At 69.0% G+C, this 19,015-nt stretch carries 15 protein-coding genes; 9 read left to right on the top strand and 6 right to left on the bottom strand.

All coding sequences use genetic code 11. The features are described 5' to 3' along the window. Positions 1 to 29: 29 nt before the first annotated feature. Positions 30 to 593, bottom strand: a complete 564-nt coding sequence (locus KY572_RS19455; protein ID WP_224244387.1) for an imm11 family protein — start codon at positions 591 to 593, stop codon at positions 30 to 32. Between the two features lie 15 nt (positions 594 to 608). Continuing rightward, entirely contained in the window at positions 609 to 1,910 is a 1,302-nt protein-coding gene (locus tag KY572_RS19450) for an AHH domain-containing protein (protein ID WP_263451827.1), read from the bottom strand. Positions 1,911 to 2,215: 305 nt separating this feature from the next. Between KY572_RS19450 and KY572_RS19445 the strand changes: the two genes are divergently transcribed. The 3 genes from KY572_RS19445 to KY572_RS19435 all read left to right on the top strand — a co-directional run bounded on the left by KY572_RS19445 (position 2,216) and on the right by KY572_RS19435 (position 5,457). Next, entirely contained in the window at positions 2,216 to 3,049 is an 834-nt protein-coding gene (locus tag KY572_RS19445; RefSeq protein WP_407659976.1) for a hypothetical protein, read from the top strand. A 135-nt stretch (positions 3,050 to 3,184) separates the two neighbouring features. Continuing rightward, on the top strand, positions 3,185 to 4,468 hold the full coding sequence (locus KY572_RS19440; RefSeq protein WP_224244696.1) for a sigma 54-interacting transcriptional regulator: 1,284 nt from the start codon (positions 3,185 to 3,187) through the stop codon (positions 4,466 to 4,468). Between the two features lie 230 nt (positions 4,469 to 4,698). Then, the gene (locus KY572_RS19435; RefSeq protein WP_224244384.1) at positions 4,699 to 5,457 is read left to right on the top strand and encodes a hypothetical protein; all 759 of its coding nucleotides are present in this window, start codon (positions 4,699 to 4,701) and stop codon (positions 5,455 to 5,457) included. 150 nt (positions 5,458 to 5,607) lie between these two features. Here KY572_RS19435 and KY572_RS19430 read toward each other — a convergent pair whose 3' ends face one another. Next, a complete protein-coding gene (locus KY572_RS19430; RefSeq protein WP_224244383.1) occupies positions 5,608 to 8,397 on the bottom strand; it encodes a serine/threonine-protein kinase in 2,790 nt (929 codons plus the stop codon). 253 nt (positions 8,398 to 8,650) lie between these two features. Between KY572_RS19430 and KY572_RS19425 the strand changes: the two genes are divergently transcribed. Then, positions 8,651 to 9,559 (top strand): flavodoxin domain-containing protein, encoded by a 909-nt coding sequence (locus tag KY572_RS19425; protein ID WP_224244382.1) that lies wholly within the window; start codon positions 8,651 to 8,653, stop codon positions 9,557 to 9,559. 21 nt (positions 9,560 to 9,580) lie between these two features. On the opposite strand, the gene nhaR is transcribed toward KY572_RS19425, so the two are convergent. Then, positions 9,581 to 10,477 carry a transcriptional activator NhaR gene (gene nhaR / locus KY572_RS19420; protein WP_224244381.1) on the bottom strand — a complete coding sequence of 299 codons (897 nt, stop codon included), beginning with the start codon at positions 10,475 to 10,477 and terminating at the stop codon, positions 9,581 to 9,583. A 179-nt stretch (positions 10,478 to 10,656) separates the two neighbouring features. On the opposite strand from nhaR, the gene KY572_RS19415 reads away from it, so the two are divergent. After that, the gene (locus KY572_RS19415) at positions 10,657 to 13,452 is read left to right on the top strand and encodes a cation-translocating P-type ATPase (protein WP_224244380.1); all 2,796 of its coding nucleotides are present in this window, start codon (positions 10,657 to 10,659) and stop codon (positions 13,450 to 13,452) included. A gap of 46 nt (positions 13,453 to 13,498) precedes the next feature. Here KY572_RS19415 and KY572_RS19410 read toward each other — a convergent pair whose 3' ends face one another. Continuing rightward, complete coding sequence (locus KY572_RS19410) at positions 13,499 to 14,047, bottom strand: hypothetical protein (RefSeq protein ID WP_224244379.1); 549 nt, start codon at positions 14,045 to 14,047, stop codon at positions 13,499 to 13,501. A gap of 186 nt (positions 14,048 to 14,233) precedes the next feature. Here KY572_RS19410 and KY572_RS19405 point away from each other — a divergent pair, with 186 nt between their 5' ends. The 3 genes from KY572_RS19405 to KY572_RS19395 all read left to right on the top strand — a co-directional run bounded on the left by KY572_RS19405 (position 14,234) and on the right by KY572_RS19395 (position 17,824). Beyond that, entirely contained in the window at positions 14,234 to 15,319 is a 1,086-nt protein-coding gene (locus KY572_RS19405; RefSeq protein WP_224244378.1) for a glycosyl hydrolase family 28-related protein, read from the top strand. Next, complete coding sequence (locus tag KY572_RS19400) at positions 15,276 to 17,471, top strand: carbohydrate binding domain-containing protein (RefSeq protein ID WP_317987877.1); 2,196 nt, start codon at positions 15,276 to 15,278, stop codon at positions 17,469 to 17,471. Before KY572_RS19405 ends, KY572_RS19400 begins: the two co-directional genes overlap by 44 nt. Before the next feature lie 107 nt (positions 17,472 to 17,578). After that, positions 17,579 to 17,824: a hypothetical protein gene (locus KY572_RS19395; protein WP_224244377.1), complete on the top strand. Its 246-nt coding sequence runs from the start codon at positions 17,579 to 17,581 to the stop codon at positions 17,822 to 17,824. A gap of 19 nt (positions 17,825 to 17,843) precedes the next feature. Here KY572_RS19395 and KY572_RS19390 read toward each other — a convergent pair whose 3' ends face one another. After that, complete coding sequence (locus KY572_RS19390; protein WP_224244376.1) at positions 17,844 to 18,293, bottom strand: hypothetical protein; 450 nt, start codon at positions 18,291 to 18,293, stop codon at positions 17,844 to 17,846. Positions 18,294 to 18,454: 161 nt separating this feature from the next. On the opposite strand from KY572_RS19390, the gene KY572_RS19385 reads away from it, so the two are divergent. Further along, entirely contained in the window at positions 18,455 to 18,739 is a 285-nt protein-coding gene (locus KY572_RS19385) for a hypothetical protein (protein ID WP_224244375.1), read from the top strand. Positions 18,740 to 19,015: the final 276 nt, after the last annotated feature.

Genomic DNA, 19,015 nt, shown 5'->3' with positions numbered 1-19,015 from the left:
ACGCTTCCCGCCGCCTTCCCGTGATGGTTTCAGACCTCGACGAAGCGCGCACCCGAGAGGCCCGCTGCTTCGATGGCCTCCTTGATGTCCTCGGAGAGGATGAGCGCAATATCCCAGCCCCAGGTGCGGAAGATGCGAGCGTCGCCCACCTTCGTGGCATCGATGCGCATCCCCGCAACGAAGCGATACCTACCGGTCTTTTCCGGCTTGCCATCCTCGGGCTTCCAATACTGGACCTCCGCACAGCGTGCATCATCGATACATCGAATGAGCCGCAGGGCGTTGAGGATGAAGTAGGGGCCTGGGTGGGCTTCCACCTGAACGGGGATGAACTGGACGTCCGGCACGCGGAGGCGCTGGAAGAGCTGAACGAAGCGATGGTGGACAATGGGAATACTGAAGGCCGCCCAGGTGAAGTCCAACGCTTCGCCCGCTGGCCTGACGGGAAACCGGATGACCTCCTGGAGTTCGAGCCTCCGGCCTTCGAAGAATTGCCAGGGGTTGATGGGGCTCCCGTGTTCATCCAGAGGGCTTCTTAGATGCCAGCGTGTCTCCGAGCGTCGGTCGTCAACAAGATCGTAATAGCGCGGCATTCTCTTTGCCTTGCCTCAGCCTGAGTGCTTCGTTGCCAGGGCGTGGAGTCGTGAGCCGGGAGTACACACCTCCGCGGCAAGTTGCCGGAGCGCTTCCACCAAATCCTTCCGGCAGTGAGAGGTGCTCCTGCAGCCTGCGACCGCGTCGCGGAGCTTCTGGTAGACCGCCTGGTGGTATTCCTCAGGGTGTGGCCCCTGATGGCCCTTGAGGTGGACGAGGTTCTCGGGTGCATCCAGGCTCATCCCCGCCAGCTCGAAGATGTCCTCGAACAGGGGAGTCCATGGACCGCCACGCTGCTTCGAGGATTCATTCTTGTTGGTGGCGAGATGGTGCCAGTGGTGGCCTTCCTTTTTCGGGGATTCATTGGCACAGGCGCTAGCGACTGCGGAGCCTGCTGTCCCCACCGCAGCCCCAGCAAGGACGATGGTGCCATCCGCCACCACCTGAGCAGTGGTCGAGGCCTGGAACGACAATCCTCCGGCGACAGCGAAGCGGGGAGGGCTCAGCAGCGGGCCCAGTCCCCCAGGAGGCACATTGGGCAGGGACTTCGCCACACCGAAGCTGGCGACCATGACGAGCACACGCAGTGCGGTGCCTCCCATGGCACGGCCGAAGCGCTCGGCGACGGCCTCGAGCTCCGCCAGCGTCCTGGCGGCTTGAGCCTCGCGGTAGAGCTGCAGGACGGTCAGCGCCACATGGCGCAGTTCCAGCAGCCCCACGGCCAGTGCCAGCCGAGCCGTCAACATGGCGGCGAAGGACTTGGAGAAGAGGGGCTCGGGTGCGAGCCATGCAGCGAAGTACACCAGGACCGAGAGGGTGACGCTGGCCAGGAAGACTGGCGAGCGGAACAGCTCCCGCGCCGCGTTGCGGAAGCCCGCGCCCATGTAGCGAGGGGAGAGCTTGAGCGCCATGTAGAGGGGGCTGTGCTGCAAGGACTCCGGCAGGGGCAGGCGCGCGGGGCCGTAGCGTGCCAGGAACTCCCTGCGCAGGCGCGCTTCCCACGGTGAGAGAGTGGGGGCGGACGAGGCCAGTGCCGGAACCACCGAGAGTTCAGACAGGGTGTCGGTGCACCGAAGGAAGTCGGCGAGAGTTGTGCGCACCTCTTGCTCACTCAGCTGCTCCCAGGCGGGGGCGGGTGGCAAAGGCACGAAGTCGAGCTGGAGGCGCTCTTCGGGCAATCGCGTCACCTGAACCGCATGCACTGCCGGCGCAGTTTCCTGGCCGTCGTACTCACTCCCCAGAGAGGTGGCACACGAGATGGGAAGTGCGAGGCACGGTGCGAGGAGCAGGCGCAGGAGGATGGCGGCGAGCTTCATCTCCCCACCATCATGCCCAGCTCGAAGCGGACGTACTACCGAGGCCCGCTCTGCGCGCTCTCGAATTCTCACCTCTCGAGGAGGATGAGCCTCGCGCGGGAAAGACGAAACCTGGCGCTCGATTCCGAGACAATACCTGTGTGGAGTGATCCGAGAGGAACGCACCTTTGCGCCTTCACAATGGCCGTACCATTTCGTCCGCGTCGCACACCGCCGTCTCAGATTCGAAGAATGCGAAGCGCGCGGACTGGGAGAAGCTCCCGCACATCTCCCAGCTTCGCCCGGATGGAGCCAACGAAGGCTATGTGAATGGCGCCTCCTTCTGCGGCCCCGCCGTGGTGGCGATGCTGGCCCGGGGCGCCAACAGGGCGGCGGGGATGACGGATGCCCGGCTCATCCAGGAGCTGAGCGTGGACCTGGTGTCCAAGAACGGCTCCTCGCCCCAGGACCTGGTGAAGATGCTCGAGCGCGTCAAGCTCCCCCTGGGAGGCAAGGCGCTGCCCAGCTCCTACTCGGACGCGGCCCTGCAACAGCACCTGAGTCAGGGCAACAAGCTCATCGCCCAGGTGGAGTCGGTCAACCCCAAGACGGGGGAGCGCAGCGCGCACTACATCCTGGTGCGCGGCATGACGCCCGACGGCAACTACCGCATCTCGGATCCGCTGTCCGGCAACATCCAGGACATCTCTCCCAAGAAGCTGCATGAGCTCGTGAGCCGTGCGCCGCCGGACGGAGGGACGCTCATCCCCGTGGCCCCGCCTCGCCACCTCTCCCAGGGGGACGGGAGCGGTCGCGTCCGGGAGGCGTGGATGGACACGCCCGGCCAGGAGCACTCCCTCTGCCGCACCATGGCGCACCGCCAGGAGCGCAAGGACTACGAGCTCGAGATCGACTACGTCACCCAGGAGGCGGTCCGCAATGGCTCGAGTCGGCCCGTGCTCCCGGACCGCCTGTCCAAGGATGAGTTCGCGGACCGGCTGCTGTGGCTCAAGCGGAAGGGCAACCCCAAGGCCCTGCACCTCCTGGCGCTGCTCCAGTCCAGCCCCTTCCCGCGGGATCAGCGGGTCTGCGAGCGCGTCATGAGGGCCGAGCTGCGCCAGCCCGGCATCGGCAAGAAGCTGCAGGGCGATCCCTGCTGAGCCTCGGCGCCTGAGCCCCGCTCGCGGTGGGTGCCAGACGGACGGCGTGTGCTAGCATCCGGCCGCTTGGCACCCAAGCCCCCAGAGGAAGAGTCGGAGCAGCAGGGGGAGTTCGAGACCACTCCCCTCGAGCAGGTGCGCGGCCCTACGCGGGTCCGCCTGAAGCTCGTGGTGATCTCCGGTCCGGACGTGGGCCGCAGCGTCCCGCTCGAGGTGGGCGAGTACCGGATCGGCTCATCCCCCTCCTGTGAGATTGCCCTGAGCGACAAGGCCGTCTCCCGCCAGCACCTGCGGCTCGAGGTGCGGGAGGATGGCGTGCGGGCCGTGGATGCGGGCTCGCGCAACGGCTCCTACTGCGAGCAGATGCGCTTCAACGAGCTGGAGGTCCGCGTCGGAGCGGTGCTCCAGGTGGGCACCACCGAGTTCAAGCTGGTGCCGGAGGAGTCCCGCGAGCGCATCGTCCCTCCTTCCACGCGCGAGTCCTTTGGCGCGCTGGTGGGCAACAGCCGGCTCATGCGCGAGCTGTTCACCCTGCTGGAGCGGCTAGCGGCGGGGGACTCGGATGTGCTCGTGCAGGGCGAAACGGGCACCGGCAAGGAGCTGTGCGCCGAGGCCATCCACCAGCAGAGCCGGCGCGGCCAGGGCTCGTTCGTCATCGTGGACCTGGCCGGCGTGGCGCCCTCGCTCATCGAGTCCGAGCTGTTCGGCCACGTGAAGGGGGCCTTCACCGGCGCCCACTCGGACCGCGCCGGGGCCTTCGAGCGGGCCGCCGGGGGCACCGTCTTCCTGGATGAGGTGGGCGAGCTGCCGCTGGAGATCCAGCCCCGGCTGCTGCGGGTGCTGGAGCGGCGCCAGGTGAAGCGGGTGGGCGCCAATGACTACCGCACCGTGGACGTGCGGGTGGTCGCGGCCACGCACGTCGATCTGGAGGGCGCGGTGAAGGCGGGCAGGTTCCGCAGAGACTTGTTCCACCGGCTGGCCGTGCTGCGCGTCACCCTGCCGCCCTTGCGTGAGCGGCCCGAGGACATCCCCCTCCTGGTGGACACGGTGCTCCGGCGCATGGGCAAGCACCCGGGCGCGCTGTCGGACCAGACACGCGCGCTGCTCGCCCAGTACCCGTGGCCGGGCAACGTGCGGGAGCTGCGCAACGTGGTGGAGCAGGTGGTGAACCTGGGCGAGGAGTCGCTGCCCGAGATGACGGCGGATCCGCTCGCGCCCTCCGCCGGCGCGGGCGCGGCCGAGCTGGAGCTGCCCTTCAAGGAAGCCAAGGAGCGGCTCATCGAAGGCTTCGAGCGCGACTACCTCCGGAGCCTGATGGAGCGGTGCGAGGGCAACGTCTCTCGCGCCTCTCGCGAGGCCGGCATCGACCGGTTCTACCTGCGCAAGCTGCTGAAGAAACACGGGTTGGACGGGCACTGAGCCCGGGGTGGCGACGCGAGTTGCCAGGTGGCGACGGGCCTCGCCGGGGAGGGCTCCTGTCGCCAGGGTCTGCGCGCCTCGAGCCCTCTTGCTAAACCCTTGAAACGACGTGCGCACCTTGTGCCGCAAGGCCGGCAAGTGTGTGGCACGCCCCTCGCAGTAGGCATGGGCACACAGCAGCGACGCTCCAGACGCTGTGCCTCACCCCTCCACTGCAAAGGAAGAAAACCATGCGCGCCATCGGCTCTGCCTCCCACTCTCGGAACTTCCGCTCTGCCTCCCTCACGCAGCGCACCGGCGCAGGCGCGCAGTCGCAGCGCACCGGGCAGGGGGCTGGCTCGAAGCGCACCGCCGCGGGTTCGCCCACGCAGGGCACTGGCTCGGGTTCGCCCACGCAGGGCTCCGGCACGGGCTCTGCCGCTCCCAAGTTCGGCTCGCGCGCCGAGCGGCGCGAGTACCTGAAGTCTCTCTCTCCGAACGACCGCGTCGCCTTCCACGAGGGTCGCCAGGCGGCTCGCATCCAGAAGGGCATCGCTGACGGCACCCTCACCCCCGAGGAGGCCAAGGGCCTGCAGGAGAAGCAGGCCAGCATCGCGGAGGCGAAGAGCCGCGCGATGGCCGACGGCAAGATCGACGAGGGTGAGTTCAAGGAACTGCGGAAGATGCAGAAGGAGGCCAGCCGCGACATCTTCGAGCAGCGGCACAACGAGACGGAGGTCGCCCCGGCCGAGGGCGAGCGCACCTCCCGCATCGAGGGCCACCAGAACAACCTGCGCACCCGGCTCCAGGCCGGCCTGAACGATGGCTCCGTCGCCGGCAGCGAGGCCAGCAGCCTGATGGATCAGCAGACCAAGATCGCGGAGGCGCTGGGCCGCGCGATGGCCGACGGCAAGATGGACGAGACGGAGTACAACCAGCTGCGCGAGCTGCAGCGCGAGGCCAGCCGCAACATCTTCTCCGCGCGCCACACCGGCGGCATCCGAGGGTAGTCGCCGCGCCGCGAGGAGCCTGGGGCCTTCCGTGTCCCAGGCCTCCAAGGAGGTGCCCTGTGGGCGGACCGGTACCGAACTGGTATGACAAGCAGACCAGTTCGTACAGGGCGAGCCAGACAGGAGGGGTAACCGGCCTGGCGGTTCGGATCACCGCTCCCCGGAGCGCGTCGAGGGAGCCTGGAGCGCTGGGGGCTTCTGGCGGGCCTCGAGCCAGGTGGTGATCTCCGCCGCCTTCTTCTGCTGGCCCAGCGCCGTGTAGCGCTCCCGCGCCTTCCGAGCCTCCTCGCGGGCCTGCTCCGGCTCCTGCCCCGCGGCCCACAGTGCCTGGGCCAGGGTGAAGCCCGTCTGCGCCAGAGCCTCTGGGTCCGTGTTCTCGAAGGCGAGCGCCTGCCGCAGAGGCCCGATGGCCTCGACGGGATGTCCCTGGGCCAGCAGCGTCTTGCCCACGCCGTCCAGGGAGTAGGAGAGGTCCGGGTGGTCCGCTCCGAGCGTCTTGCGCTTGAGCGCCTCGGCGTCACGGAAGGACTTCAGGGCTTCGTCATGGCGCCCGAGCAGGAGAAGGCACTCCCCCAGCTCATCCAGATCACCCGCCACGGAGGGGTGCTCCGGCCCCAGGGCGGCCTGTCGGATCTCGAGCGCCGTCCGGGCATGCTCGAGCGCCTTCTCGGGCTTGCCGCTCTCCCGCCAGGCCGTGGCCAGCATGCTCTGGCGGATGGCGACCTCGGGGTGTCGTGGTCCCTTGAGCTCCTCCGTGCGTCGCCGTGACTCGTCGAGCATGGCGATGGCCTTGGGGAGCTCTCCCAGGCGCAGCGCCGCCAGGCCCAGCGCGTGGCTCACCTTGGGGCGCCGCGAGTCCTCGGGCGCGAGCGCCGCCTCCAGCTCGCGGGCCTTGGAGAAGGAGGTCCACGCCTCCTGGTAGCGCCCGCCGAAGAGCGCGGTGTAGCCCAGGTTGACGTTGAGATCGACGGCTGCCGGCGGCTCGCTGCCCACGCGCTCGAGAACACCCCGCGCCAGGTCGCCCCACCGGCGCGCCTCCTCGGGCTGACCGTTGTTGGCCAGCGCGTAGATGTAGCGGGTGAGCACCTCCAGGCGTCGCCGGTCCGCGCGGCCCGCCTCGGCTTCCTGGAGGGCCAGCTCGAACCGGCGCAGGCTCTCCTCCACCTCGCCCTGCTGGTGAAGCAGCCACGCGAGCAGGTAGTTCAGCTCGGCCTGGAGCGGCCGGTAGGCGGTGAGGGCCGCCTGGGGCTCCAACTTTCGCGCCAGCTCCAGCCCCTGGGCGTAGCGGCCCGCATCGAGCAGCGCGCGGACCTGTGCGAGCTGCTCGCCGAGCTGCTCGATCGTCTCGCGGAGGGAAGGCTCCGCGGGCAGCGGGGGCTGCTCGGCCAGGGACTCGATGTCGCGGCAGTCCTCCAGCCCCGGGAGCGCGGAGGCGGCATCCACGGAGCGCTCCACCACCTTGCCATCCGCCGTGGTGAGCAGGCCCACCAGCGCGCCCAGGCTCTTGCGGCGACGCTCCAGGCACACCATGCGCAAGGACAGCAGCTCCTCCGTCTGCTCGCCGCGCACGCGGGTCGCCTCGCATGCCTCGGTGTGCAGGCGGGCCCACTGGCCGGCATAGGCATCCAGCAGCCGCGTCACGCCGCTGGCGCTCTCCGCGGCGAAGGGCTTGCCCGTGGCGCTGAAGGCGGCCTCCATCCTCTGTCGCTCTCCTGGCCCCCACACGGAGGCCACGAGCGAGTCCGCGCCCGCGCACACCTGGCTCTGGCGGTGGAAGTACAGGCCGGTGCCGGCCGTGGCCGCCGTCAGCAGCCCCAGGGCGGCCAGCGCACCGCGGCGGTTGCCCTGCCGCTGCTCCCACGCGAGCTCCTCCAGGAGCGCCTCCATGGAAGGGAAGCGATCCTCCGGATTCAGGGACAGTCCTCGCTCCAGCGCGCGCCGTACCCGGGCGGGCACGTGGGAGTTCGCGGGAGGCTCCCGCGCGGTGCCGTGAGGCAGCAGCCGCCAGCTCTCCATGCCAGCAGAGGCCTCGCTCTGGCGACGAGCCGCCTCCTTGGCGGCCTCGACCATGCGCTTGGGCTCCACGGCATGCGTGCGGTACAGCGCCCAGAACAACGAGGCGCAGAAGCTGAACTGATCCGAGCGGGCATCCACGCCGATGCCCAGGTACTGCTCGGGCGGCATGTAGTGTGGCGTGCCGCGCACGAGCCCCGTCTGGGTCAGCGTCGAGGCCAGCGCGAGCGCGCTCTCCCGGTCCAGTGCCTCCGCCTCGAGGGGCTGGGTGTCCTCGTCGTCGCTGGCGAGGGAGGTGAGCCGTGCCAGGCCGAAGTCCGTCACGTAGACGCGGCCGCTCTGGCCGAGCAGGACGTTGCCAGGCTTGAAGTCGCGGTGCACCAGCCCCGCGCGGTGCGCCGCGAGCAGTCCCTGGCCGGCCTGGCTGAAGACGCGCAGCACCTCCCGAGGCGTGGGTGGCGGCTTCTGACGGACCCAGTCGTGGAGGTTCTGGCCCTGGATGAACTCCATGGCGATGAAGACCCGCCCGTCCACCGTGCCCACGTCATGCACGGCGATGACATTGGGGTGGGAGACACGGGCCATGGCCTGGGCCTCGCGCAGCAGCCCGGCCGCGGCATCCGAGACGCCGGGGCTGTGCTTGTCCGGGCGCAGCAGCTTGAGGGCCACCTTGCGGTCCAGCTCCGGATCATACGCGGCGTAGACCACTCCGATGCCGCCCTGTCCCACGGGCTTGAGGATGAGGTAGCGCTCGATGCGGGTGCCGCGCTCCAGCACGAGGCCGGTGCCCAGGGCCACGGACGCGGAAGGGGTGGCGGGGGAGCTGGAGGTTCGCTCCGGAGCTCTCCGCTGGGGTGGACTGACGGGCTCCGTCACGCCCTCCTCGCCAAGGCCGGCGCCGTCGTCATGGGAAGGAGGCTGGCTCATGAACCAGCATCATTACCCGGTGAGCGGCTCGTCGGTCATGCTCTTGGTGTCCCAGCAGGACGAGTAGCCGTGGATCCGGCCCTCGCGCGGCACCAGCCCGGTGGGGTGTCACGCAAGTGCTTCGCGCCGGGCGGGCCTTGCGCGCATCCGGTGCGCGGGCAGGCGTCTACCGGCAGGCGGTCCCTTCGTTCTTGCCGGGACACCGCCATGGCACATGCCATGCAGTTTCCCGGCGGAACGAGAGGAGCTGGCCATGCGTGTACTCGTCACCTGGGGTTCGAAACACGGCGGCACCGAAGGGATCGCCCACATCCTCGGAGACGCACTCCGACAGCGAGGATTCGACGTTGCCACTGCCCCCGTGGACGAGGTCACGAAGCTCGACTCGTACCAGGCGGTGATCATCGGAGGAGCGCTCTACGCCAACCTGTGGCCCGCCAACGTGCGACGGTTCATCCATCGCCACACCGCGGAGCTGCGCGGGGTGCCCGTCTGGTTCTTCTCCAGCGGACCGCTCGACGACTCGGCGGAGCACGAGGCCATCCCGCCCACCAGCCAGGTGAGCGTCCTCGCCGAGCGGATAGGGGCCAAGGGGCACATCACCTTCGGTGGTCGCCTCGAGCGTGATGTCAAGGGCTTCCCCGCCAGCGCCATGGCCGAGAAGCGGAGCGGTGACTGGCGCAACCCCGAGCGCATCCGGGCCTGGGCCGCCACGCTCGCCGACGAGCTCCCACGCGCGACTCCCGGCAGGCCCGTCACTCATCGCGCCGGCTCCGTTGCCCGCCTGCTCGCTCACGGTGTCGTGGGAGGGGCTCTGTGCGCGAGCGTGATGCTCGGCCTCCTCCAGGTCATGAGCCTCACCGGCGCGCGGATCGTCCACGTCTTCGCCGCACCGCTCATCTTCACGGCGATCGCCTGGCTCTACTTCCGCCCGCGCGGCGCTCGCGAGCCCCGGCAGGTCGCCCTCGTCTGGACGGTCTGCGTTGCCCTGCTGGAGCTGCTCATCGTCGGCGGGCCCACACAGGGCGGTCTGCGGATGTTCGCGAGCATCCTGGGAACGTGGGTGCCCTACGTGCTCATCTTCTTCGCCACCTGGGGTACCGGGGCGATGATGTCGATGATGCCGTTTCCCAAGGGCGAGCCGAGGCAGGGCCACGCCTGAGGCGTGGGCCTCGAGGGCCACTCAAGCGAAGAGCTGGGTGCGGGCGGCCTGGGCGATGGCCACCACGCCCGGGTGCTTCAGCTTCCGCTCGACGGAGATGGCGAAGAAGCGCTCCTTGATGTCCTCCGTCCGCCCCAGCACCACCACGTCGTACTGACGGCAGACCTCGGCCTCGATGGCCGTCGGAGCCACGAAGACGCCCATGCCGCGCTGGCCGAACACCTTCAGCAGCGCGCTGTCCTCGAACTCGGCCACCAGGTTGGGGCGGATGCCCTTCGCCTCGAGCCACGAGTCGAGCGCGCGACGGACCGCCGAGTCCTGGGCCGGGAGCAGGACGGGCGCGCCCTCGAGAGAGGCCGGAAACCCCTTCCGGAGCTCGGCGAGCTTCGGGGACCCGAAGAACGAGATGCCCGTCTCTCCCAGGCTGTGGTTGAAGACGCGCACCTTGACTTCGTCCGTCGCGGGAACCTCCGAGATGACGACATCCAGCTCGTGCAGCGCGAGCTGGGCGAGCAGCTGCTCCAGTGGCCCCTCCCGGCAGTCCAGCTGGAGGTTGGGCACCGCGGCGAAGGCGGGCTGGAGCAGGCGCTCGGAGACGAGCTTCGGAATCACGTCCGTGATGCCCACCACGAAGCGTGTCCGCTTGCCGACGGCCTTTCCTTCCACCGCGAGCTGCAGCTCCTTGCCCATGCGGAAGATCTCGTCCGCGTACCGGAACACCATGTGCCCCATCTCCGTGAGGACGAGCTTGCGTCCCTCGCGCTGGAGCAGCTCCGCGCCCAGCGAGTCCTCCAGCAGCTTGATCTGCGTGCTGATGGTGGGCTGGGACAGGTGCAGCTCCTTGCTGGCGAGGGCGATGCTCCCCAGGCGCGCCGTCGTCCAGAAGTAGAGCAGGTGGTGGTAGTTGAGCCAGGCCATGCCCCGCTTCTACCACCGGGCCCGGCCTGGCGGACGAGTCGATGCTGGGCTGCCTGCTCGCGGCGGACGTTTTGGTTTTGGCGAATCGCCGTGTCCAGATAATCAACTTCCCGAGCGTCAGCCGGGCCCTATGTTTGAGACGACCTTTCGACTCCGTTGTTCTTCAAGGAAGGCGTCCCATGGCGACTCCCGCGACTGGCGCGAACACCTCGAACCCTCGTGCCTGGCATGCACTGCCCCCCGAAGCGGCGCTGGCCGCGCTCGGCTCCCGCGAGGAGCAGGGGCTCTCGACGAGCGAGGCCCAGGCCCGCCTGGCCCGGCACGGCCCGAACGTCCTCGCGCGCCAACGAGGGCCGGGCGTGCTGACGCTCCTCTGGCGGCAGCTCAACAGCCCCATCGTCTACCTCCTGCTGGGCTCCGCGGCGCTCGCGGTGGCCCTGGGCAAGGTGCTCGATGGGCTGGTGGTGCTCGGCGCCGTGGTGGTCAATGCCTTCATCGGCTTCCTGCAGGAGTTCCGCGCCGGCAAGGCCATCGAGGCGCTCTCCCGCATGGTGCCGCAGGATGCGCAGGTCATCCGGGATGGGCGCACGCAATCCATCTCCTCCTCGGCGCTGGTGCCGGGGGACGTGGTCCTCCTCGCCTCTGGAGACAGGGTGCCCGCGGACGCGCGCCTGCTCTCGTCCAGGAACCTTCAGGTGGAGGAGGCGGCGCTGACCGGGGAGTCGGTTCCCTCGCGGAAGGCCACCACTCCCGTGAGCGAGGAGTCCTCCATTGGAGACAGGCACAGCATGGCCTTTGGCGGCACGCTGGTGACGTCCGGCACGGGCCGGGCCCTGGTGGTGGCGACAGGGCAGGCGACGGAGCTGGGCCGCATCAACCACATGCTCCAGGAGGCGACGGAGCTGCAGACTCCGCTCACGCGGGCGCTCGCCGCCGTCGGCAAGTGGCTGACCCTGGCGGTGCTGGCGATCTCCGCGGTGCTGCTGGCCGTGAGCCTGCTGCGCGGCTACTCGGTCGCTGACGGCGTGCTGGTGGCCATCACCCTGGCCGTCGCGACCATTCCCGAGGGCCTGCCCGCCATCATCACCATCGCGCTGGCCATCGGCGTCCAGCGGATGGCGGCGCGCCATGCCGTCATCCGCAAGCTGCCCTCCGTCGAGACGCTGGGCAGCACCACCGTCATCTGCTCCGACAAGACGGGGACGCTGACGCGCAACGAGATGACGGTCCAGTCGCTCGCCACGCTCGCAGACACCTACGCGCTCTCGGGGGTGGGCTATGCCCCCGTGGGACAGCTCTCGTCCTCGCAGAAGGGGCCTCTCACGAGCGCGCCCGCGGACCTCCAGGCGCTGGTGGAGGCGGGCGCCCTCTGCGGCGATGCGTCGGTCTACACCGAGGGCAAGCAGTGGAGTCTCAGCGGAGACCCCACCGAAGGCGCCCTGGTCGTCGCGGCGATGAAGGCCGGCGTCGACGTCGAGGCGCTCCGCCGCGCCTGGCGCCGCCTGGATGCCATCCCCTTCGAGTCCGAGCATCAGTTCATGGCCACCCTCCATGCGAGGCCCGAGAGCGACGGTCGCGTGGTGTTCATGAAGGGAGCGCCGGAGGTGGTCCTCCGGCGGTGCAACCTGCCCGCGAGCGCCCGGCAGGGAGTCATGAGCCGTGTCTCGGCCATGGCCTCCGAGGGCATGCGTGTCCTGGCCATGGCGCACAAGCCCCTGGGCGCCTCCGCCAGCGCGTTGGGGGCCGCGGACGTGGAGGAGGGCTTCGAGCTGCTCGGGCTTCAGGGGATGATGGACCCGCCGCGGCCCGAGGCGATCGAGGCCGTGAGGACCTGCCATGCCGCCGGAGTCACCGTGAAGATGATCACCGGCGACCACCTGGGCACCGCCGAGGCCATCGGCAAGCAGCTGGGGCTGCTCGGGGCGGGAGGCAAGGGGATGGCTGGCTCGGCGCTCGCGCACCTGGACGACGCGGGACTTCGCCAGGCCGCCGCGGAGACCCACGTGTTTGCCCGCGTGGCGCCCGAGCACAAGCTGCGGCTGGTGAAGGCCCTTCAGCAGCAGGGGCACGTCGTCGCGATGACGGGGGATGGTGTCAACGACGCCCCCGCCCTCAAGCAGTCGAACGTGGGGATCGCCATGGGCATCACCGGCACGGCGGTCTCGAAGGAAGCGGCGGACGTCGTGCTGGCGGACGACAACTTCGCCTCCATCGCCTCCGCGGTGGAGGAGGGCCGACGCATCTACGACAACCTCATCAAGTCCCTGGCCTTCGTCCTGCCCACCAACCTGGGGCTGGGGCTCATCCTCATCGCCGCGGTGGCGTTCTTCCCGGTGCTGTCCATCGGTGGCGAGAGCGTTCCGCTCATGCCCATGCTGCCCACGCAGCTGCTCTGGGTGAACCTCGTCGCCTCCGTGGCGCTCTCGCTCCCCCTGGCCTTCGAGGTGCGGGAGCCGGATGCGATGAAGCGCCCACCGCGTGCGCCCGATACTCCCATCCTCGGGCGCTTCGTCATCTTCCGCACCCTGCTGGTGGCCTTCCTCATGGCCGCCGGCGCGGTGGGGCTCTTCCTCTGGGAGTACTGGGCGGAGGTGCCGCATCGGGGGCATGAGGTGGCCCTGCGCGAGGCGCAGACGATGGCGGTGACGACCGTCGTCTTCTTCCAGATCTTCTACCTGCTCAACTGCCGCTCGCTCCGTGCGTCCGTCTTCCAGGTGGGCTTCTTCTCCAACCGCACGGTGTTTGCCGGCATCGGCGCCCTCCTCCTTCTGCAGATGGGCTTCATCTATCTGCCCTTCATGCAGACGGTGTTCGGAACGGCGGCGCTCCCGCTGGAGGCCCTCGGCCTGTCGGCGCTCGTCGCCACCGTCATCCTGCCGCTGATCAGCCTGGAGAAGGCGCTCCGCAACCGGAGCGCCGTGAGAGCCGGTCCCCCGGCCCGGACGTTCATCCCCCGGAGGCTCCCCACCTCTTGAGCGAAGGGATGAGCGCGTCCTCGGGTGTGCGCCGTGTGGGCACCCGCTACTTCGTGGCCTTCACGGACAGACACATCTCCTTGAGCTCCTTGAGGCGGGTGGCCGGCCCGGAGCACTGCGCCTTCACCTGGACCTCCTTGCCGTTGCGGATGACGTGCACGGTATAGATGTCGTAGTCCGGGCCGATGACCACCAGATAGCCACTCGGCACGTCGCGCTGCTCGGCGATGGTGGTCCTCACCCCACCGGGGCGCTTGGAGGTGATGGACTCGACGGCCTTCTCCAGGTTGGTGATGGGGGTGAGCTCGTCGAGCGTCTCCACGCTGACGACGGCTTTGAGCTGCGCGGAGTCCGGAGGCAGGACGGCCCGGTAGGACGTGCTCCACTCCTCGCGCTTCTCGGTGAACTCCTGGGGCACCTTGAGGGTGTAGCCGCTGGGATCGGACACCTCCACCCAGCGAGGCCCCTTGTCCGCGGACTTGCTGGCCGCGGAGGACCTGGCGCTCCCGGTGGGTTTCTTGTCCTTGGCGGCAGCCGAGGTGGCGACTCCCACGCAGAGCAGGGTGCTGAGGACAACGGCGCGGATGGACGTCATGTGACCCTCCTGGCACGGCAGTGGTTCCGGACCTTTACCACGCCGGTTCGGAGAAAAGTGGCGGTGCGCTGCGACTGTCCGGGCCCTCGTCCTGTCATACGCGTGCCGCACCTTCCTCGTCCTTCTTCCTCGAGCGCCATGGATCCTCTTGTCACTCCGACGACTCGTCGTACATGCCACGTCCTGATGCCCTTGCTGGCCGTAGCGCTGGTCCTCACCCCGCGCATGCACCTGCTCGCGCAGACCTGGAATGCCGCCGACGTGATGGGGCCTGATGGAATCATCTATCCGGACTGGACCTGGGCGGGGGTGCCCAACGGCATCCCGACGCAGCTGACCTCTTGTGGCTCGGTGACGAGCCATGGGGCCGTGGCCAACGACAACCAGGATGACGCCGCGGCGCTGGAAGCGGCCGCGGAGGCTTGTGGGCAGGCGGGAGGCGGAGCCGTCTCCATTCCCGCCGGCACGTTCCACCTCGATCGGCCCATCTTCATCAAGCGCTCGAACGTGGTGCTGCGCGGCGCGGGGCGGGCCTTGACGAAGCTTCTCTTCCGGTTCGCCGCGCCGACCCAGAACGTCGCCTTCTTCTTCCCGCCGGGCGTCAGCGGCAACACGCTCGCAAAGAACAACTGGCTGGAGGTCCACGCCGATCCCGCCAACCTCCAGCGCCTCACCCTCAAGGCGGGGGGAGTGGTCGTGACCGAGAAGAAGCGCGCGAATGACACCTGGGGAGCGACGTTCTCGGTGCGCGCCACGGGCAGCGCGCTGGCGGCCCAGGCGGGCTACGGCACCAACAAGCAGCTCGTGGCGGAGGCGGAGTACCCCAGCGGCGTCATCACCCTGCCGCTCACCGTCACGCTGAACAACGTCAACGACGCCAACGCCATCCCCAGCCCGAGCCAGGGCTACCTCGGGGCCATCAACTTCCTGGGGCCAGGCCGCGTGGGGGGGCACGTTCCTGCTGACCCAGGATGCGCTGCGTGGACAGACGACGGTGACGGTGGGCACCGGCCACACCCTGGCGGTGAACGACGCGGTGGAGATCTTCGCTCCCGCCACGACCCGCTGGAACGACGAGGTGGGCAACAAGTGCACGACGAGCACGAACTTCCGCCGCTACCAGGCGCGCATCACCGGCGTCAGCGGCGGCACGCTGACGCTCAACCAGCCCCTGCGCATCGACTTCCCCACGGTGGACGGCAGCTACGTCCAGGAGTTCACCCCGCTGATGGGCAATGGCGTGGAGTCGCTCTCGCTGGAGCAGACGAATGACGTCTGGACCAGCGGCATCATCTTCTCCTGGTCGTGGGGGAGCTGGGCCCGGGACGTGGAGGTCAAGAAGGCGGGGCGGTTCCCGCTCTACTTCAGTCCCGCCAAGTTCTGCGAGGTGCGCGACAGCGTGCTCGACGATGCCTGGTACAAGGGGGAGGGCGGCACCGCCTACGTCGGCTTCGAGTATGCCTACGACTGCCTGATGGATCAGGTCACCGCCCGTGGGATGCGGCACGCGCCGCTGCTCCAGTGGTCCTCGGCTGGCAACGTGGTGCGGCGCGGCACGTTCGTGGACAGCGACGCGCAGTGGCATGCCGGGTGGACGAACGAGAACCTCTTCGAGCAGAACGTCCAGGAGTCCAACCGCGGCAACGGTGGCTATGGCTATGGCATGTGGTCCTCGCCGCCGGAGGACAAGAACCATGGGCCCAATGGCCCGCGCAACGTCGTCTACAACAACGACGTGACGTCGCCCCTGCTCGGGGCCTGGCTGGGAGGCCAGAACCGCGGCTGGATCTTCGCGCACAACCGCATCCAGGCGGACTCCGGCCCCGGCTTGCTCGCCAAGAACCACAGCAGCGATCACGTCATCACCGGCAACGTCCTGGCCCTGAAGGAGGCCGGCGAGGGAGCCCGCCTGGAGACCAACGACTGCACCGGGGTGAAGCTCACCCTCAATGCGCAGTACGGGACGGCCACGGAGAGCCACAGCGGCGAGGTGGCTCCCGCGCTGGCGCAGGGCAACACCGCGCTGGACGTGCTGACGGCGGTCCCCTTCACCAACCCTGGCTTCGAGAGTGGCTGGACGGGCTGGACGCTGACCACGGGCGAGACGATGAGCCAGGTGTCACCCGACGCTGCCCACCAGGGGACTCAGGGGCTGCGCGTCACCGATGCGAGCAGCACCCAGGGCTCCTCGGTCCACTCCGCTCCCTTCAGCGTCCAGGCCGGCCACGTCTACGGCCTTCGCTACTGGCAGCGCATCGTCAGTGGCGGCAACAGCGGGATGGGCGTCTACTGGCTGTTCTACAACGGCGCGGGCCAGGAGGTGGCTCGGCAGAGCTACAACCTCCCCGCGGGGGGGACCTGGCGGCCCGTCTTCATCCGAGAGACCGCGCCGCCCAACGCCACCTCCGCCCGGATCTGGCTGCACTCCTACTCGAATGGTCTCCTCACCGCCGACTTCGACGACTTCACGCTCGGAGAGCTCACCGACGAGCTGACCAACGCCGGGTTCGAGAGCGGGCTGAGCGCCTGGACGGCGGCCGACGGTGGGATGAGCCAGGCCCTGGCGAGCGCGGCGTACAGCGGCAACCTGGGCCTGCGGGTGAACGATGGCAACGGTCCCCTGCGGTCCTCGCTGAGCTCCGGCGAGCTCGCCGCCCAGGCCGGGTGGACCTACCAGGTTCGCTTCTGGAGCCGCCAGGTGTCTGGCGCCGGCATCTCCGTCCAGCTGCGGTTCCTCGACAGCGCTCACCAGGAGCTCGTCGTCACGGGCAGGCGCCTGCCGGACGTAGCTGAGTGGCGCGAGTACACCCACCGGGCGGAGGCCCCCGCAGGCACTGCCTTCGTGCAGGTGTGGATCCGCTCGGAAGAGAACGCCGTGGTCACCGCGGACCTCGATGACTTCGCCCTGGCGGAGGTGCCGCCTCGGCCCCAGCCCGCCGTGCCCTCCATCTTCGAGTGGCAGCGCAACCCTGTCTTCCCGATGGCCAGCCCGGGCTTCGAGTCCAACCTCGGCGCCTGGGACATGACGAACGATCAGGGCATGAGCCAGGTCGTGGCCGCCGCCGCGCGCACGGGAAACCAGGGGCTGCGGGTGTCGAGTGTCGCAGGCTCCGGAGGCTCCTCGGCATTGAGCGCACCGTTCTTCGTCCAGCCCGGGAAGACGTACCGGACGCAGTTCTGGAGCCGCATCTTCGCTGGGAGCAGCGGCATGGGCGTCTACCTGAAGTTCTACGATGCGCAGGGGCTGGAGGTGACGGCCGCCACGCGGAACCGCACCGTGCCGAACAGCGCGACGTCCTGGACGTCCTTCCAGTTGGACGCGACCGCGACGTCCAATGCGGTGACGGCGCGCATCTGGCTGCACAGCTACAACGCGGCCACGGTCAGCGCGGACTTCGACGACTTCGAGTTCCGACGCTTGTAGCGCCAGGGAGGGGTACGGAGCGGGGAGCAGTCCTCCAGGCGGCGGGTTCGATTCCCGCCGCCTCCAATCAGAACAACCCGCCGGATCCGGATTCGATTGGGCCGCACGTGCTCAGCGAGGATTACTCGTTCGTCTACCAGTACGCCGGCGCCTCCGGGCAGGTGGGTGCGATGCTGTTCGGCACGGAAGACGACGAGGGCGAGTGGAGCGTGAAGCACGATGTGCTCACCCTCACGGGCCAGAAGCGCACGCGCAGGTACCTGATGCCAGGGTACCTGGCCTGGTCGCTGTACCCGGGCGCCATCTCGCGGCACGGGGAGCTGTACATCGAGAAGAACCGATCACCTCGCTGAGCAACCCCACGCTGCACGGTCATCCCGCCTCATAGGACACCTCCAGCAGCACCCCATCCGCCTGCGGCGGCGTGCCTCCCAGGGGCTGGAACAGCAGGGAGAAGCCGGTGCCGTCCCGGGTTTTCATGGTGCGGATGTCCGCCTTCCATTCTCCGGGGGTGCCAGGCGTGGCGCGTACCGTCTGAATGATCCCGTCACGGTTCGTGAAGGTCACCTGGACCTCACCCCGGGCCACCCAGAGGCGCCCAGAGGTGTGTACGGTGATGGTGGAGGAGGAGAGGACGCCGCTGGTAAAGAAGGCGGAAACCCCCTCTGCTCTCACAATCCCCACCCGGGCCTCGGCGATCGCCTTGCCGCCCAGATTCAACCCCTCGGTGCGGCTTTGAATGATGACCGCGGTGGAGGCGTCCGGCGCGCAGCTGAGGGAGAGCAGCGCGAGGAGGGGGAGGATGGCGGCGCCGCGGGCCATGGGGTCTCCAGGGGAAGGATGAGGAGCAATCCACTCTAACAGACATCGCCACCCGTTACGGACAGGTCAGCTTGGGGGCTGCGCGGCCTGTCCACCCACCGGGAAGCCACAGCAGTAGAGAATGGCACCTCGTAGGGCTTGAGGTCCCGTCAGCCTCGGGGATGGGAAGCGCGCTGGCACTCCAGGGGGCCGATCTGCTCGCCAGGGCGATCGCGGAGCACCGCTCGGACGTGCCCCGTGCACTGGCGAGCTACGAGGCGGCCATCCAGCCCCTCAACGCCCGCTATCAGGAGAGCGGGGGGAAGATGCGGGGATTCATCCTCGGGCGCAGCCGGGTGCGCGCGGCCGTGAGGAATGTGGCGCTCTCGTGGATGCCCGACGCGGTCATGATCCGCCAGGCCCGGCGCTTCTATGGCGCGGAGAACGCGACGGCCGCCCTCACCTGAGGCTCAGGACATCGCGAGGCTTCGAGGCGCACGAGTCCTGTCTGGCTGGTGAGAGGTGACATCCACCACCAGGCCTCGTGCGTCGAGCACCTCCAGCAGGGCTGCCCGCTCGCCCTTCCTCGCGCCCCTACTCCGGGCTGCCTCACTGGTGGATGGCCTGAAGGGAGTAAGGCCCACACGAGTCGAGCTGCGCCGCGTACCTAAGTAGGTAGGCAAAAGTTTCTTTACAACAAGGAACGGAGCCAGAAGTGGCGGGAGAGGACGCCCGCCTTGCGG

Origin of the sequence: Hyalangium gracile (assembly GCF_020103725.1) — a bacterium.
GTDB classification, from domain to species: domain Bacteria; phylum Myxococcota; class Myxococcia; order Myxococcales; family Myxococcaceae; genus Hyalangium; species Hyalangium gracile.
This window is presented reverse-complemented; position numbering and strand designations above follow the sequence as displayed.